Origin of the sequence: Nocardia wallacei, assembly GCF_029868745.1 — a bacterium.
Lineage (GTDB): Bacteria > Actinomycetota > Actinomycetes > Mycobacteriales > Mycobacteriaceae > Nocardia > Nocardia wallacei_B.
On sequence record NZ_JARWOP010000381.1, the window covers coordinates 64,034 to 80,548 of the forward strand.

The window sequence follows — 16,515 nt, forward strand, 5'->3', positions numbered from 1 at the left end:
GGCGACCAGTTACCGGACAGAATGACGACATTCCCGCGCGGTCCGCGGCCGGGCCCGTGGCCCCGGCTAGCCTGCCGGAAAGTCATCCGCTGTCGATGTAGAGGAGTCCGATGCGCCCGTTCAGCCGCCGTCACGCTCTCGGCCTGTTCGCGGCCGGCACCGCCGCCGCGCTCGCCGGTCCGGCACCGTCGGCCGGTGCCCGCCCGGCCGCGCCGCCGACCGTGCCGGCCCTGGGATCGGACTTCCTCTGGGGCGTGGCCAGCGCCGGGTTTCAGTGCGAAGGCCATGCGCCGGACAGCAATTGGACGCGCTACATCGACGCGCACCCCGCCTACGACCGCTACCGCGACGCGGTCGACTTCTACACCCGCTACGCCTCCGACATCGACCTGGCGGCCGGGCTGGGCGTGGGCGTCTACCGCATCAGCGTCGAATGGGCCCGGGTGCAGCCGCGGCCGGGCGAGTGGTCCGAGGACGGATTCGCCTTCTACGACAGCGTTCTCGACACCATGGCCGCTGCGGGCATCCGCCCGATGCTCACCCTCGACCACTGGGTGTATCCGGGCTGGGCGGCCGAGCGCGGCGGCTGGGGTCACCCCGCCATGCTCGACGACTGGCTGACCAACGCCCGGAAAGTGGTGGACCGCTACGCCTCTCGCAATCCGCTGTGGGTCACCTTCAACGAGCCGACGTTCTATCTGGTGAACGAGACCCGCAACGGCGGCCTGTCCCCGGCCGGACTGCCGGCCATGCAGCAGGCATTGGTGCAGGCGCACAACACGATCTACGACCACATCCACCGCGCGCAGCCCGGCGCGCAGGTCACCAGCAACGTGGCCTACTCCGTCGGCGCCGCGGAAGGCCCGGTCAACGGCGGGATCATCGACCCGATCTCCGACCGGCTGGACTACGTGGGCATCGACTACTACTACGGCTACACCCTGCAGTCGCTGCTGAACAGCGCGCCGCCCAACCCCGATGCGCTGTGGACCATGCCGCTGCAGCCCGAGGGCATCTACTACGCGCTGGAACACTACGCCCGCCGCTTCCCGGGCAAACCCCTGTACATCGTCGAGAACGGCATACCCACCGAGAACGGCGCGCCGCGCGCGGACGGCTACACCCGCGCCGACGACCTGCGCGACACCGTCTACTGGATTCAGCGCGCCCGCGCCGACGGCATGAACGTCATGGGCTACAACTACTGGAGCATCACCGACAACTACGAATGGGGCAGCTACACACCACGTTTCGGCCTCTACACCGTCGACGTGACGACCGATCCGAGCCTCACCCGCCGGCCGACCGACGCGGTCGCCGCCTACAGCGCGATCACCCGGGCGGGCGGGGTGCCCGGCGACTACCGCCCGACCCGCGCGCCGGGCGCCTGCTCGCTGGTCGACACACCCGGCAGCTGCACCGATCCGGTCACCGTGCCGCGGTAACCGGAAGGACCTTCGGCACCTCGACTGCCGACGTTCGGCCCGCCCGCCACCGCGCGCGGGCGGAGGATGCTGGTCTGGTCGGGCTGCCCCCGGCGCTCTGCCCGAGGTGGTGAACTCGCCGGTGCCAGGCCGGAAGCCTGCCCGCCTGCCCGTTGTGCGGCGGTTCACCCCCCGGGCAACATCCGTGCCGCGGAAATCAGCGCCGCGTTCTCGCGTTCGAGCGCCTTGACCGTGCCGCCGTTCCAGCCGACGGCGAACGCCTGTGAGAACGGGTCGGGGAAGATGTCGTCGTGGCCCTGCGCAATTCCGTCGAAGATGGCTCGGGCAACCGACGACGGTGACGCCTTCGGAATCGGGAGCTCGCGCACCATGTCGGTGTCCACGGGTCCGGCGAGCACGGCGTGCACATGGACGCCCTGACCGGCGAGGGTGGCTCGCAGGGACTGGGTCATGGACAGCGTGGCGGCCTTGGAGATCGAGTAGCCGGGACTGACCGGCAATGCCGCCAGCGCCGCCATCGACACCACGTTGACTATCGCGCCCCGCGACTCGACGAGCCGGGGCAGGAGGGCCTGCGTGACGCCGTACGGGCCGAAAAGGTTGACCGCGAGATACCGCTCCAGCGCGGCGCGATCGGCGAGGTCCTCATAACCTCCCAGGCCCGCGTTGTTGACAAGGACATCGAGCGAAGCGACGGCCTCGCCGGCGGCGGCGATCTGTTCGGCGTCGGTCACGTCCAGGGCCAGGGGCGTGACGCGCGCGTCGGGGTGCATCAGGGGCTGCCGCGTGCCTGCGTAGACCCGGGTCGCGCCCCGGCTCAGAGCCTCGTCGACCAAAGCCCGTCCGAGGCCTCGGTTGGCTCCGGTCACCAGAACCGTTTTGTCCGCGAGAGTCATGCGTTCTCCAATCAGGCGAATATGAACCGTCGATGGTGCAGACACCCCGACCTCGAAAAATTGGGCGGGGCATGCAGCGCCCAGTTCGAGGCCCGGGCGGTGTCAGCACACAGAGAAGACCGACGAGCCGACACCAGGCAGGGGTGATGACACGTGACCGCGAGCGACCTGATCGCGAGGGCGCGAGCCGGGGACGGCGAGGCGTTCCGGCAGCTGACCGAGCCGCACCGCCGGGAACTGCACCGACACTGCTATCGGATGCTCGGCTCGTTCCAGGACGCCGAGGACGTGCTCCAGGACACGCTGCTCGCGGCGTGGCGCGGTCTCGACCGCTTCCAAGGGCGTTCCTCGATCCGCACCTGGCTGTATCGGATCGCCACCAATCAATGTCTCAACGCGCTTCGCTCGGCCGCCCGGCGCCCGGCAAAGGAGTGGGATGTGCCCGAAATCGACCCCCCGGAGCCGACCCGGCGCGGCGAGGTGGTGTGGCTGGAGCCGTATCCGGACGCGCTCCTCGACCCCGCGATCGCCATGCCGCTCGGCCCGGAAGCCCGCTATGAGCAAGCCGAGTCCATCTCGTTGGCTTTCATCACCGCGCTGCAGATCCTCCCCGCGCGCCAGCGCGCCGTTCTGATCCTGCGCGAGGTGCTCGGATACCCGGCAGCCGAGGTCGCGGACATGCTCGACGCGACGGTCGAATCGGTCAACAGCGCTCTGAAACGAGCGCGCGCGACGCTGCAACGGCGACTCCCGTCGAGTACGGACGCCGATTCGCCTCCCTCGCCCGCCCAGCAGGCACTCGTGGCGAGGTTCGCCCGCGCCTACGAATCCGGTGATATAGATGCCTTGGTCGCCCTACTCACCGACGACGTTCGCATCTCCATGCCGCCTATGCCCCTCGAATATGTCGGCCGCGACGCCGTCGCCGGCTTCTACGCCGCGCTGATGAGCGGCGACCGGACTTACCACATGGTGCCTACGCGAGCCAACGGCCAACCGGCATTCGGGACCTATTTGCGCTCGGCGACCGACGGAATCCGGCGCGGGACCGGACTTCTCGTCCTCACGCTGGCCGGCAACCGGATCAGCGCCGTGACCCGTTTCGACAACAGCGTGCTCCCGTGGTTCGGGCTCCCCCGCTCACTTCCCCGCAGATGATTTCCTCGGAGGGCAACCCACCGAACCGAAAACCGCTCAGGCAGAACGGCTTTCCGGCACGGCGCGCAGGTCCGCGGTCTCGCGGGAGAAGCGCAGCACGCCGTCCTCGAGCGGTCCCTTGCGCAGCAGGGCGCGGTCGCGGAAGTAGTTGTTGATCACCTTCCAGGGTCCGCGGGTGCCCTGACGCGGCATCACCGCGTCGCCGCGGGTGATGTAGCCGGAGGTCAGCGCCCCGCCCATGAGCGAATCGCGGGAGATGTCGCCGGGCTCGGGCACCGCGACGAACCGGGTCAGCCCGTGGTCGCGCAGATGGTTGAGCAGGCGGCAGAAGTACTCGGCGGCCAGGTCCGCCTTCAGCGTCCACGAGGCGTTGGTGTAGCCGAGCACGATCATGGCGTTGGGGATGCCGCCGAGCAGTGCGCCCTTGTAGGCGACCAGATCGCGCACCGAGACCGGCTCGTCGTCCAGTTCGAGGGTGGCGCCGCCCAGCATCTGCACGGTGAGGCCGGTCGCGCTGATGACGATGTCGGCGGGCAGTTCGTCGCCCGACTCCAGCCGGATGCCGGTCTCGGTGAACGCGGCGATGCGGTCGGTCACGATCGAGGCCCGCCCGCTGCGCAGCACCTTGAACAGATCACCGTTGGGCACCACGCACAGGCGCTGATCCCACGGGTTGTAGGCGGGGCTGAAGTGCCGCATGTCGATCCGCGGTCCGACCTGTGCCCGCACCGCGGCCAGCAGGAGCTTGCGCGAGAGCTTCGGATTGGTCCGAGACAGTTGGAAACTGGCCCGCTGCAAGGCGATATTGCGGGCCCGGCCCGCCTTGTAGGCGAGGGCGGCGGGCACTCGCGCGAATTTCATGCCGACCGCCAGCGGGTCGTCGGCGGGCAGCGCGGTGATGTAGGTGGGCGAGCGCTGCAGCATGGTCACGTGCGCGGCGTCGGCGCTCATCGCCGGGACCAGGGTGATCGCGGTGGCGCCGCTGCCGATCACCACGACCCGCTTGCCGCGATAGTCGAGGTCCTCGGGCCAGTGCTGCGGGTGCACGATGGGCCCGCGGAAGTTCTCCTCGCCGGGGAACGACGGGCGGTAGCCGTTGTCGTAGTCGTAATAGCCGGTGCAGCCGATGAGGAAGTTGCTGGTGTAGGTCTCGGTCTCGCCGGTCTGCTCGTCGCGGGCGGTCACCGTCCAGATGCCTTGTGCGCTGGACCAATTGGCCCGCGTGACCTTGCGGCCGAACCGGATGTGCGGCGTGACGCCGTACTCGTCGGCGGTGTCGGCGATGTAGCGGCGGATGTGCGGGCCGTCGGCGAGCACCTTGGTGCCGTGCCAGGGCCGGAAGCCGAACCCGAAGGTCAGCATGTCCGAGTCGGAGCGGATACCCGGGTAGCGGAACAGGTCCCAGGTGCCGCCGATGGCGGTGCGCCGCTCCAGGATCGCGTAGCTGCGCCCGGTCTGCTCGCGGGTCAGGTGGCAGGCCATTCCGATGCCGGACAGGCCCGCGCCGATGATCAGTACGTCGACATGCCGCGCCATTGAGGTACTCGTTTCGTGTGATCCGCGCCCGGACGTCCGTGACCGGGCCTACCCGCAGGGTACGTGTGATTGCAGGTTACGTCTAGCGCGTGGGCCGCTGTTTCTCCCGGCCCGACCCGGGTATCGCCGCAGCAGCCGACAAGGGAGGACAGGACATGAGCGCCAGTGAATTCATTCCCGAGGGCGCGGATCTGGCGACCCTGCGCGCGGCGTCCTGCCGGTGCCACGGCTGTGAGCTGTACAAGCACGCCACTCAGACCGTCTTCGGCGCGGGACCGGAGAGCGCGAGCGTCGTGCTCGTCGGCGAGCAGCCCGGCGATCGGGAGGATGTGGCGGGCAGCCCGTTCGTCGGGCCCGCCGGACGCCTGCTGGACCGCGCGCTGGCCGAGGCGGGGATCGACCGCGAGACGGTGTATCTGACCAACGCGGTCAAGCACTTCAAGTTCACCGAGCGGGGCAAGCGCCGCATCCACCAGCAGCCCGGCAAGACCGAGATCACCGCCTGCCGGCCCTGGCTCGAGGCCGAGCTGGACCGGATCGAGCCGGACCTGGTGGTGTGCCTGGGCGCCATCGCGGCGCAGTCGGTCATCGACCCGTCGTTCCGCGTGAGCAAGCAGCGCGGTCAGGTGGTAGCGCTGGGCGCGGGCCGCGCGGTGGCGACGGTGCACCCGTCGGCGGTGCTGCGCTCTCCGGACCGCGACGCCGCCTACGCGGAGTTCCTCGCGGACCTGCGTATCGCACGGGCCGCCATGGGATGACGGCCCGCCGCCTATTCCAGCGCGGCGCCCAGCAGCAGCCCCGCGCCCGCGGACGACAGTCCCAGCAGGATGGCCAGCATCGCCACGTGCACCGCGCGCAATCGCCCGTCCCCGCGGGTGCGCGCCAGATGCACCCACCAGATCGTGGCGATCGCGGTGGCCGCCAGATGCAGCCAGACAAGGTGCCGCAACAACGAGGCCGACGCGCCCGATCCGGGCGGGGCTTCCGGGTGTGGATTTTCCAGCTGGCTGCGAACCAGCTCCGACATCGCGGTCATCACCATCTCGGGCACGCCCCTTCCGTTGCCCGTGCGGGCCTGCTTCGGCCCGGTGGTATCGGCAGGGTTCCACGGTCCGGCCAGGGCAAACATCGAGCATCACGATCCGGCCGGAACAGCCTGAGGGTACGCGGTGACCGTTTCCCGGCAGGGGGCGTTTCGCCGACCGGAGCGACCGGCCCGCACGCTGTAGGCTGACCCGAGCACGCGATCCGTTCACCTGCACCGGCGGGTTGGGCGCCGGTGTCGTACGCCTTCGACAATGACGTCATCGCGTCCGCCGATGCCGCCGTATTCGCGTCCGCAGGGACCGACAGTGAGGATTACCAGAACGTGGGCAAGCTCGAGAACTTCTCCACTCGCAACGGGGGTTTCCGCGACATCGTGGTCACCGCGGTGGAGATCACGACGTCGATCGGCGCCGACACCGACAGCAGCTGGCAAGGCCTGCTCTCGGGTGCGAGCGGGATCAAGACGCTGACCGACCCGGAGATCACCGAGGCCGGCCTGCCGAACACGATCGGCGGCAAGCTCGTCCACGACCCGACCGCCGATCTCGACCGGGTCCGCAAGCGCCGGATGTGCTACGTGCAGCAGATGGCGTACGCCATGGGCAAGCGCCTGTGGGCGACCGTCGGGGAACCGGAGGTCGACAAGGACCGCCTGGGCGTCTGCATCGGCACCGGCCTCGGCGGCGCCGACACCATCGTCGACGCCAACGACGCGATGCGCGCCGGCGGCTACCGCAAGGTGTCGCCGTTCGCCGTGCCGATGAGCATGCCCAACGGCGTATCCGGCGTCGTCGGCCTGGACATCGGGGCGCGGGCCTGTGTGGTCACCCCGGTCTCGGCGTGCGCGTCGGGCAACGAGGCGCTCGTGCACGCGTGGCGCACGATGATCCTGGGCGAGGCCGACATGATGGTGGCCGGTGGCGTCGAGGGCTATATCAACCCGATGGCGATCGCCGGATTCACCATGGCGCGCGCGCTGAGTTCGCGGGTCGACGAGCCCGAGCGCGCCTCGCGTCCCTTCGACCGCGACCGCGACGGTTTCGTCTTCGGCGAGGCGGCGGCGCTGCTGGTGCTCGAGACCGAGGAGCACGCGCTGGCCCGCGGCGCCAAGCCGCTGGCCCGCCTGCTCGGCGCCGGACTGACCGCCGACGGCTACCACATGGTCGCGCCGGACCCCGAGGGTCTGGGCTGTGCGCGCGCGATGCGCCGGGCCATCGAGACCGCGGGCGTCACCGCCGCCGACATCGATCACGTCAACGCCCACGCCACCGGCACCTCGATCGGCGACCTGTCCGAGGCGAAGGGCATCGCGGCCGCGATCGGCAGCCACCCCGCCGTGTACGCGCCCAAGTCGGCGCTGGGTCATTCGGTGGGCGCGGTCGGCGCGCTGGAGGCGGCCATCTCGGTGCTGACGCTGCGCGATCAGGTCATCCCGCCGACGCTCAACCTCGAGAATCAGGACCCGGAGGTCGACCTCGACGTGGTCCGGGACAAGCCCCGCTACACCAATGTCGAGTTCGCGATGAACAATTCGTTCGGCTTCGGCGGGCACAACGCCGCGGTGCTGTTCGGCAAGTACTGAGTTCGGAGTACCGGTTCCGCTCGCCCCGCCGTCAGCCGGCGGCCTCCGCCGAGGAGGCCGCGCGGGCCCGGCGGCGGCGAGCGGCGTCGAGGTCGGCCGGCTCGTCGAGATCGGCCTGCTCGGGGGCGCGGGCTCGGTAGCGGGCCACCACCTCGGCCAATTCCGGTGACCAGCGCTGGATTTCGGCGCCGATCGGGCCCTCGACGTGCAGCTGGCACATCAGTCCGGCCGCGGTCAGCACGCAGCGGGCGAACGGGGTGTAGTCCGCGGGCATGGTGAGTTCGCGATTGACATTGGTCAGCCGCAGGTCCAGGGCGCGCAGCACGCGCTTGCGCAACCATCGCGTCGACAGCTGGAAGGTCGGCGCCAGCAGCGGCTCGACGAACGGCTCGAGCTGTTTGCCGAGCGCCTCCACGTCGAAATCCCGGTCCGGATCGACGAATCCGTGCGCGCGGATCGCGTCGCGCAGTTCGGGGTCGCCGCCGTTGACGAGCGCCTCGCCGATGCCCGACACGGCGTCGAGGAAACCCTCCGGCGGAAACGGTGTGCAGGCCCCGAAATCGACCACACCCAAGCGGCCGTCGGGCAATACGCGGAAATTGCCGGGGTGCGGGTCGCAGTACAGCATGCCCGTCCGCTGCCAGGCCGACAAGGTGAACCGCAGCACCAGCATCCCGGCCCGGTCCCGCTCGGACTGGGAGCCGGAGGCGATCAGCCGCGACAGCGGCACGCCGTCGAGCCACTCCGAGACCACCACGTCGCCCTGCTGGGCTACCACCCGCGGGATCAGGAAGTCCGGGTCGTCGGCGTAGGCGGCGGCGAAGACGCGCTGGTTGTCGGCCTCGGCCGCGTAGTCGAGTTCGGCTCGCACCGATCCCGCCAGCGCCTCGGTCAGCGATTTGATGTCCGCGCCCGGCGCGAAAACCGGTGCGAGCGCGGAGATCCGGCGCAGTTCGTCGAGATCGCCGAGGACCGCGGCGCGGGCGCCGGGGTACATGACCTTCACCGCGACCGGGCGGCCGTCGTGCCAGACGGCCCGGTGCACCTGCCCGATGCTGGCCGCCGCGGCGCGCCGATCGTCGAAGTCGGCGAACCGATCCCGCCAGTCCGCACCGAGACTCTCGGCCACGGCGGCATGCACCGTGCGCGGCAGCATCGGCGGCGCGGAGTCCTGCAACCGGCTCAGCGCGGTGCGGTACGGCTCGGCCAGCGCGGGCGGCAGCGCCAGCTCGTAGATGGCAAGGAGCTGACCCAGTTTGGCCGCGCACCCTTTCAGTTCACCGAGCACCTCGAAGATGTGCTGGGCGGTGCGGACCTGGATCTCGTGCTCGATCTCGGCGGGCGAACGTCCCAGCGCCCGTTTGCCGACGCCGGCGGCCCGCCGCCCGGCGAACGCCACCGGCAGGGCGGCCAGCTTCGCGTTGCGAACCATCCTGTGCCCCGGCGGATTTCCGTCCCGGCGGGCACGGCCCCACGCGCGACCGGCGCCGGTGCGTTCGTTCTCCGGCCGGTCGCCGACGCGACGAAAAGACATCGATCACCCCATCGTGTGCACAGCCCGCAACCCATGCACGTGCAGTTCGGCTCAGCACAGCTTAGACTGTCTGGGACGTAGCCGAAAAGTGTTCGTGGGTCAACCACATCGGTCAACCACATCGAAAGGGTTGAGAGATCAATGGGAGCGCAGACGGTCGTCGCCGATGTCGCCGACGAGTTGGCGCGCCGGGTGGCGGCGGGTGAGTACACTCCCGGCGACCTGATGCCCTCCGTTCGCCAGGTCGCCGAGGAGTTCGCGATGAATCGCGCGACGGCGCAACTCATCCTGGGCCGGCTGGAGTCGCACGGGTTCGTGGAGGCGCATCGCGGCAAGGGTTTCACCATCCGCGATGTCCGCGAGCACGGCGGAGTCGAGGTGTACCGCAGGCTGTTCCGGCTCTCGCTGCCGCAGCCCGAGGTCGCGGTCGAGATGTTCCGCGATATCGTCACCATGCAGCGGCAGATCGTGATGGACGCGTTACTGGTCTACACCGCCGAGCCGCACGGCGCGGATACCGCGCTGCTGGAGCGGTCCATCGACGACCTGGAAACCCTGGCCCGCCAGCCCAATCCGAACCTGTCGGCGCTGTTCGCCGGTGAGCTGGCCCTGGTCCGCACGCTGCTGTCGGCGCTCGGCCACAGCATGCAGCGCGCGGTGCTCAACTCCATCGGCGAGATGATCCTCGAGGTGCCCGCCGCCGTCGAGTCCTATTACTCGGTGGGCCCGGATCTACACGTGCTGATGTGGCGGGCGCTGGCGGCGGTGTGGGATTCCGAGTCCGGCCCGTCGGACGCGCAGGTGGCGCTGTTCGAGGACCTGTTCGGGATGTTCCACGACCGTGTCGTGGCGCATTTCGAGCAGGTGATGAGCCCCGGGGAGGCGCCGGCCGCGGCCACCGCCTGACCTCACCGCGGCTTCCCGCCGTTGGTAAGGGTTCAGGCACGGTTCACCTACATCTTGGCCTAACCTCGCGCGCGGGACCGCCGGTCTCGGTTACCGTCGAGTCGGCAGGGGGTTCGCGAGCACGTCCTCGAGGTATTCGCGCACCGCGAATATCGCGCGCTCGGCGGCCGTCTCACCGGGAAAGGTTCTGCGGCGCAAGGAGTTCGGTCGTGTCTGTTCGAAAAAGTTGTGGTGCCCTCGCGTCCGCGGCGGCGATAGCGGCGGCGCTGGTGTCGGCGGCCGGAACGCCGGCGGCGCACGCCGCGCCCGGCGGCTGCCCGGACCTGTACGTGGTCGCCGTGCCCGGTACCTGGGAGACCTCGCGCGAGGAGCCCCGGGAAGGCATGCTGTCCGCCGTCACCGACGGCCTGCCCGGCAATATCCGCACCGACTACGTCAGCTACGCGGCGACCGCGATGCCGTGGGAGGGCGAGGTGTACGGCCGGTCCAAGCAGGAGGGTATCGACAACGCGCGAAACCTGGTCGCGGACATGGGACGCGCCTGCGCCGCCACCCGGATCGCCCTGCTGGGCTACAGCCAGGGCGCCGACGCCGCCGGTGACCTGGCCGCCCAGATCGGCACGGGCCTCGGGGTGGTGCCGCCGGACCGGGTGGCCGCGGTGGGCCTGCTCGCCGACCCGCGCCGCTCCCCGACCGATCCGATGGTCGGCCCGCCGGTGCCCGGCGCCGGCGCGGGCGGGCCCCGGATCGGCGGATTCGGCTGGCTGACACCGCGAGTGCGCAGCATCTGCGCCGTCGGCGACCTGTACTGCTCCACGCCCGACGACGATTACGCCACCCGGATCGCCGGCTTCTTCGCGCAGCTCTCCGCGCCCGATCCGGGCCTGGCGAACCGGTATCAGCAGGAGGCGCAGTCGATCATCAACGATCTGATGGCCGCGGGCGGGCTCCCGATGTTGCAGAGCCAGTTCAGCGATTCCGCCAACGAACAGCGCCGGCAGGAGCTCGAGGAGTTCTACAGCTCCAAGGTGCATCAGGAGTACGCGTCGTACGTCGTCGACGGCAACGGCGCCACCGCGACCGGCTGGCTGCGCAACTGGCTGCGCGACGCGGCGCGCTGAGCCGACCGGCCTCCGATACTCCTGAAATTCGCCAAACGGTCCTTCTCCCGACCCGATATCTCGTACGCTACCGACCGGTAACGGGTAGTTGGGGGCGGGTTTGCGAATGAGGGCTCGGTGCGGCAGCGGATAGGTGCAACGCCGGCCGAGGCCGACGAATTGCAGGTGGCTGGCATGAGTGGAACAAGCACGGCAACCGATACGGTGTCGTCGCTTCGAGAACGACTGATAGATGCGACAATCCAACTCCTCTCGACGGAGGGGCTCGCGGCGCTGACGGTGCGACGGGTCTCCCGGATATGTGATGTATCGACCATGGCGATCTATTCGAATTTCAGCGGCATGCCCGGATTGCTGCGGGCGGTCGGCTCGGTCGGCTTCGCGCAGCTCAACACCCGCCTGTCCGAGTGCGCGATCAGCGACGATCCGATTACCGACATTCTGGTGCTGGGCTTCATCTTCCGCGACGAGGCGCTGCACAAGCCGGAGCTGTTCCGGCTGATGTACGCCACCGAGTCGCCGAAGGCGGAGGTCAAGCTCAACCGGGGCAATATCCTGTCCGGCTCGGGCGACTCCGATTTCGAGAACTTCGCCGAGAGCTTCGACCACGTGGTGCGAGCGACCCAGCGCGCGCTGGACGCCGGGCTGATCCGGGCGACGAACGCGCGGGCCGCGGCCGCCCAATTCTGGACGGGCCTATACGGGTTCATCCAGCTGGACATGGCCGGGCTCTACGGCGACGAGGGGCTCACCGAGGTATTGCTGCCCTCGATCGTCAACATCCTGATCGGGATGGGCGCCGAACCGGCGCGCGTGCAGCAGTCGGTGACGCGGGTCGCGCAGCTGGTGCTGTCACCCAGCCAGGATCCCGTCACCCTGACCTGAGCGTTCGGTCCTCAGCGGGGCGGGCGCAGCTTCGCTCCGGCTCGCTGCGCCCGGGCCATGAAGCGTTCGGCGAAGCCGTTGCGCTTGGGCAGCAGTCCCAGTTGCAGCAGCAGTTCGTTGAGGTCCCAGGTGGCCTTGCTGCGCCAGATCAGCCCCGACCGGAACTGCCAGATGTCGACCACCAGCAGGTCGAATTTCTTTCCGGTGGCGGCGAATCCGGGCGGGTCGATGGGTCCGAGATGGGTGCCGCTCATCCGCCACGGCACGATCGCGGCGCGCTCGTCGGCGGTGATCGTGGGTTCGAAGACCAGGTCGTAGGAGACGTCGGGGAACGATCGCACGGTGTCGCCGACGAATTTCGCCACGGCCGCCCGGCCGATGATCAGCCCCTCCTCCGAGGGGTCGAGCCAGCGCGTGTCGGTGCTGACGCAGGCGGCGACGGCGGCCGGGTCGCCGGTGTTCCATCCGGCGATGTAGCGATCGACGAAGGCCCGCAACCAATCCCGGCCGGCGATCGGCTCGGCGTCCGGGTCGAGCGTGAATTCACCGGAGTGCATGGGCGCGAAAGTACACCCATAACATTGTCACGGTGTTGATAACGATGTAATCGGTGGCAATGACGATGTTATCGGAAATCCCGTTCTCGAAAACTCTCCGGCGACGCTCTGGACAAATAACGATGTCAGCGCGCAATAACAACGTCAGGACACTGCCGCAGCACATCACAATTCACGTTTGTCATGCCTACTTGCACTGCGCCGCAAAGACTTTCACCGAAGTTGACCCATGGCAACGATTATCGAAACTATGCTGTCCAACTGGCCCGGGAAATACTCGGCCGCACAGTCTTACCGCCGCGCACCGGTCGGTGCAGATATTCAGAGGACCGCGCCATGTCCGATGCAGCAATCGTCGGGATCGGCTGCCGCTTTCCCGGTGGCATCGAAGATCCCGCTTCCTTCTGGGATTTCCTGATCCGGCGGGGTGACGGCATCGTCGAGGTCCCGCCGGACCGGTGGAGCCTGGACAAGTTCTACGACCCCGACCCGGAGGCGCCGGGCCGCATGTACACCCGCCACGGCGGCTTCCTCGGCCGATCGCTGTGGGAGTTCGACGCGGACTTCTTCGGCATCTCCCAGCGCGAGGCGTCGATCATGGACCCGCAGCAGCGGCTGCTGCTCGAGGTGGCGTGGGAGGCGCTCGACGACGGCGGCATGGCCGGGCGCATCGGCGGGCGCGACGTCGGCGTCTTCGTCGGCGGGTTCATGATGGACAATGCCGTGGGGCGCAACGTGGTCCGGCACGCGATCAACAGCCACACCCCCACCAGTTCCTCGCATACCCTGCTGTCGGCGCGTATCGCGTTCCTGCTCGATCTGCACGGCCCGACCATGACGATCGATACCGCCTGCTCCTCCTCGCTGGTGGCATTGCATCAGGCGGTACAGGCGCTGGCAGCCGGCGAGTGCGAGTCGGCCATCGTCGGCGGCACCAACGCCATGCTGCAGCCGGAGACCTTCATCTCGATGTGCAAGGGCCGGTTCCTCGCGGTCGACGGGCACTGCAAGTCGTTCGACGCCGCCGCCGACGGTTACGGGCGCGGCGAGGGCGCGGGCGCGGTGATCCTCAAGCCGCTGGCGGCCGCGCGGCGCGACGGCGACCGCGTCTACGCGGTGGTGCGCGGCAGCGGCGTGAACCAGGACGGCCGCACCCTCGCCATCCCGGTGCCGAATCCCGTTGCGCAGGAACAGCTCGCGCGCCGCGTGCACACGCGGGCCGGGATCTCCCCGGCGGAGATCGGGTTCGTCGAGGCGCACGGAACGGGCACGCCGGTCGGTGATCCGATCGAGCTGACGGCACTGGGCCACGTGTACGGCGCGGTCGACGGGCGTACCGAGCCGCTGCCGGTGGGCTCGCTGAAGAACAATATCGGGCACACCGAGGCGGCGGCGGGCGTAGCCGGGGTGATCAAGGCCGCGCTGACGGTTTACCACGGAACCGTCGCCCCGCAGGTGCGCCTGGACAATCCCAACCCCGAGATCGACTTCGACGGCCTGCGGCTGCGCGTGCCGATGGCTCCCGAGCCGCTGCGCCGACCCCTGGTCGCGGTCAACAGTTTCGGCTACGGCGGCACCAACGCTCACGTCATCATCGGCCCCGCAACGGATTCCACCGTGACCGCGGGCCGCCGCCCGGATACGGCCATCGTGACGGGACAGGCCGCGACGGCCTCGCTCGAACCCCAACCCGCCGCGATTGTCGTGCGGGACAACCACCCAGGGCTGCCGATCTTCCCGCTCTCCGCGCGGAGCGAGACGGCATTGCGGTCGCTGGCCGCGGAACTGGCGGTCGACGCCGAGCCCGTGGACCGGCTCACCGCCGCGGCCTGGGTGCGGCGGGCGCATCATCCGCTGCGGGCGGCGTTCCGCTACGCCCACTCCGACGATCTCCGCGCCCAACTGGCCGAATTCGCCGCGGGCGGTGGGCAGGCGCCCGCCCGCGCGGTGACCGAGGGCGATACCGATCCGGTGTTCGTCTACAGCGGTATGGGCCCGCAGTGGTGGGGCATGGGGCGCGAGCTGCTGCGCGGCGACGGCCCGGCCGCCGCGGTGGCGCGCGAGGTCGACCGGGAGTTCGGCAAGCTCGCGGGCTGGTCGATTCTCGACGAGATGCTGCGTGCCGAGGCGGATTCCCGCATCACCCGCACCGAGATCGCGCAACCCGCGAACTTCCTGCTGCAAGCCGCGCTGACCGCCGAACTCGCCGAGCGCGGCATCCGGCCCGCCGTGGTCGTGGGCCACAGCGTCGGCGAGGTCACCGCCGCGTATGTGTCGGGGGCGCTGACCCTCGCCGAAGCGGTGACGGTCAGCTACCACCGCTCCCGTCTGCAGGCCACCACCGCCGGCAGCGGCGCGATGCTCGCGGTCGGGCTGCCCGCGGCCGAGGCCCGCGACCTGCTGGCCGACCTCGACGGCGTGGACGTCGCCGCGATCAACAGCCCGTCGGCGGTAACCCTCGCGGGCCCCGCGCCGATCCTGCTCGACCTCGCCGAAAAGCTCACCGCCGACGGTGTTTTCGCTCGCATGCTGCGCGTGGAGGTGCCCTACCACAGCCGGTTGATGGATCCGATCCTCGACGAGCTGCGCACGGCGCTGGCCGCGCTCGCGGCCCGCGACACGTCGGTCACCGTGTACTCCACGGTCACCGCGGCGCGGGCGACACCACAGGATTGGGACGCCGAGTACTGGTGCCGCAACGTGCGCGAGTCGGTCCGCTTCGCCGACACCGTCGAGACCCTGCTCGGTGACGGGCACCGGATCTTCCTCGAGGTCGGACCGCATCCGGTACTGAGCGGCAGCATCCGGGAGATCCTGCTGCACCAGGGCGGCGCCGGCGCCGCGGTGCCGACCCACGCCCCCGGCGGCGCCGACCACCACACCCAGCTCACCCCCCACACCCCCCCCCGCCCCCACTCCTCCACCGGGGGGGCGGGGCGCGCGCCGAGGTCCGCGACCTGTCCATCGAGGAGCCCGATATCGAAGACGTGGTCCGCCGCATCTACGACGCGGACTCGGGCTCGCGCGGCCCCTGGGGCTCGGGCTCGCGCGGTCCCTGGTCCAGTCGGAAGGGCGGATACTCGTCCCGCATCAGCGATGTGTAGGCGCGCACCCGGATCGTCCACCGGTTCACGCCCATCACGAACGCGTACAGCCCGCCGGGATAGCTGCCGGTGAACAGCAGACCGATCACCGCGATGACGAGGAGAATTCCCAGCAGCGGCGGAAAGAACATGCCGCCGCCGCCGTCATCGCCCCAATACTGCCCGCCGCCCGTCAGCGCCCACACGATCAGATATTGCGGAATAGCCAGCAACCACCACTTGATCAACACCAGACCGCGCGACAGCCGCTCGGGATAGTCGACCTCGAGATCGGCCGGATAGTCGTCGTTCGAGCGCAGGCTGAACGGCGGATACCGATCGGTGCCCAGCGCCGAGAACGCGTAGAAGCGCACCCGCCAGGACCAGCGCATGACACCCACATTGAAATCGAAAAGCCCACGGGGATAACGGGTTGTGAACAGAATGGCAAAGAATGCGATCACGGTCACCACGGCGTACGCGATGCTCAGGAAGAACAGCACGATGTAGTGCGGTATCGCCAGAATCCATTTGACGATCCATTGCCACCGCGACAGCGCGGGGTCGAGATCGCCTCGCACTCTGATCGGGTTCGGATTCACGGTTTCCGGATTCATGATCACGCTCCTCTCGGGCGTTTCGGCCCTGCGGTCGGGCCGGTTGTGTCGTCAATTGTTTCCCATGCGGACGCAAATTCATGGGACTTTCCACACTGGACGTGTCATAACAGCTCGACGCCCGGCGTGTCGCATTCGAGCCAGTGTC

General features: G+C 69.4%; 13 protein-coding genes and 1 pseudogene. 8 read left to right on the forward strand and 6 right to left on the reverse strand.

The window, feature by feature from the left end; genetic code table 11:
• The first annotated feature begins 110 nt into the window (after positions 1 to 110).
• Positions 111 to 1,445 (forward strand): family 1 glycosylhydrolase, encoded by a 1,335-nt coding sequence (locus QH470_RS36420; RefSeq protein WP_280276945.1) that lies wholly within the window; start codon positions 111 to 113, stop codon positions 1,443 to 1,445.
• Positions 1,446 to 1,609: 164 nt separating this feature from the next.
• Here QH470_RS36420 and QH470_RS36425 read toward each other — a convergent pair whose 3' ends face one another.
• Positions 1,610 to 2,341: an SDR family NAD(P)-dependent oxidoreductase gene (locus QH470_RS36425; RefSeq protein ID WP_280276946.1), complete on the reverse strand. Its 732-nt coding sequence runs from the start codon at positions 2,339 to 2,341 to the stop codon at positions 1,610 to 1,612.
• Positions 2,342 to 2,494: 153 nt separating this feature from the next.
• Between QH470_RS36425 and QH470_RS36430 the strand changes: the two genes are divergently transcribed.
• Complete coding sequence (locus tag QH470_RS36430) at positions 2,495 to 3,499, forward strand: sigma-70 family RNA polymerase sigma factor (protein ID WP_280276947.1); 1,005 nt, start codon at positions 2,495 to 2,497, stop codon at positions 3,497 to 3,499.
• Positions 3,500 to 3,535: 36 nt separating this feature from the next.
• On the opposite strand, the gene QH470_RS36435 is transcribed toward QH470_RS36430, so the two are convergent.
• Positions 3,536 to 5,035: a flavin-containing monooxygenase gene (locus QH470_RS36435; RefSeq protein ID WP_280276948.1), complete on the reverse strand. Its 1,500-nt coding sequence runs from the start codon at positions 5,033 to 5,035 to the stop codon at positions 3,536 to 3,538.
• Positions 5,036 to 5,190: 155 nt separating this feature from the next.
• Between QH470_RS36435 and QH470_RS36440 the strand changes: the two genes are divergently transcribed.
• Complete coding sequence (locus QH470_RS36440; protein ID WP_280276949.1) at positions 5,191 to 5,793, forward strand: UdgX family uracil-DNA binding protein; 603 nt, start codon at positions 5,191 to 5,193, stop codon at positions 5,791 to 5,793.
• Positions 5,794 to 5,804: 11 nt separating this feature from the next.
• On the opposite strand, the gene QH470_RS36445 is transcribed toward QH470_RS36440, so the two are convergent.
• A complete protein-coding gene (locus QH470_RS36445; protein ID WP_280276950.1) occupies positions 5,805 to 6,086 on the reverse strand; it encodes a hypothetical protein in 282 nt (93 codons plus the stop codon).
• 318 nt (positions 6,087 to 6,404) lie between these two features.
• Here QH470_RS36445 and QH470_RS36450 point away from each other — a divergent pair, with 318 nt between their 5' ends.
• On the forward strand, positions 6,405 to 7,664 hold the full coding sequence (locus QH470_RS36450) for a KasA/KasB family beta-ketoacyl-ACP synthase (protein WP_280276993.1): 1,260 nt from the start codon (positions 6,405 to 6,407) through the stop codon (positions 7,662 to 7,664).
• 31 nt (positions 7,665 to 7,695) lie between these two features.
• On the opposite strand, the gene QH470_RS36455 is transcribed toward QH470_RS36450, so the two are convergent.
• Positions 7,696 to 9,198 carry an ABC1 kinase family protein gene (locus QH470_RS36455; RefSeq protein ID WP_280276951.1) on the reverse strand — a complete coding sequence of 501 codons (1,503 nt, stop codon included), beginning with the start codon at positions 9,196 to 9,198 and terminating at the stop codon, positions 7,696 to 7,698.
• Between the two features lie 141 nt (positions 9,199 to 9,339).
• On the opposite strand from QH470_RS36455, the gene QH470_RS36460 reads away from it, so the two are divergent.
• The 3 genes from QH470_RS36460 to QH470_RS36470 all read left to right on the forward strand — a co-directional run bounded on the left by QH470_RS36460 (position 9,340) and on the right by QH470_RS36470 (position 12,110).
• Positions 9,340 to 10,104, forward strand: coding sequence for a GntR family transcriptional regulator (locus QH470_RS36460; protein ID WP_280276952.1), 765 nt, complete (start codon positions 9,340 to 9,342; stop codon positions 10,102 to 10,104).
• Between the two features lie 209 nt (positions 10,105 to 10,313).
• On the forward strand, positions 10,314 to 11,225 hold the full coding sequence (locus tag QH470_RS36465) for a cutinase family protein (RefSeq protein ID WP_280276953.1): 912 nt from the start codon (positions 10,314 to 10,316) through the stop codon (positions 11,223 to 11,225).
• 174 nt (positions 11,226 to 11,399) lie between these two features.
• A complete protein-coding gene (locus tag QH470_RS36470) occupies positions 11,400 to 12,110 on the forward strand; it encodes a TetR/AcrR family transcriptional regulator (RefSeq protein ID WP_187688784.1) in 711 nt (236 codons plus the stop codon).
• Between the two features lie 11 nt (positions 12,111 to 12,121).
• On the opposite strand, the gene QH470_RS36475 is transcribed toward QH470_RS36470, so the two are convergent.
• Positions 12,122 to 12,667 carry a nuclear transport factor 2 family protein gene (locus QH470_RS36475; protein ID WP_280276954.1) on the reverse strand — a complete coding sequence of 182 codons (546 nt, stop codon included), beginning with the start codon at positions 12,665 to 12,667 and terminating at the stop codon, positions 12,122 to 12,124.
• 336 nt (positions 12,668 to 13,003) lie between these two features.
• Between QH470_RS36475 and QH470_RS36480 the strand changes: the two are divergent.
• A pseudogene (locus tag QH470_RS36480) lies at positions 13,004 to 15,541 on the forward strand (type I polyketide synthase); the annotation flags it as partial.
• 127 nt (positions 15,542 to 15,668) lie between these two features.
• Here the strand turns inward: QH470_RS36480 and QH470_RS36485 are convergent.
• Positions 15,669 to 16,367 (reverse strand): DUF4389 domain-containing protein, encoded by a 699-nt coding sequence (locus QH470_RS36485; RefSeq protein ID WP_280276955.1) that lies wholly within the window; start codon positions 16,365 to 16,367, stop codon positions 15,669 to 15,671.
• Between the last annotated feature and the right edge of the window lie 148 nt (positions 16,368 to 16,515).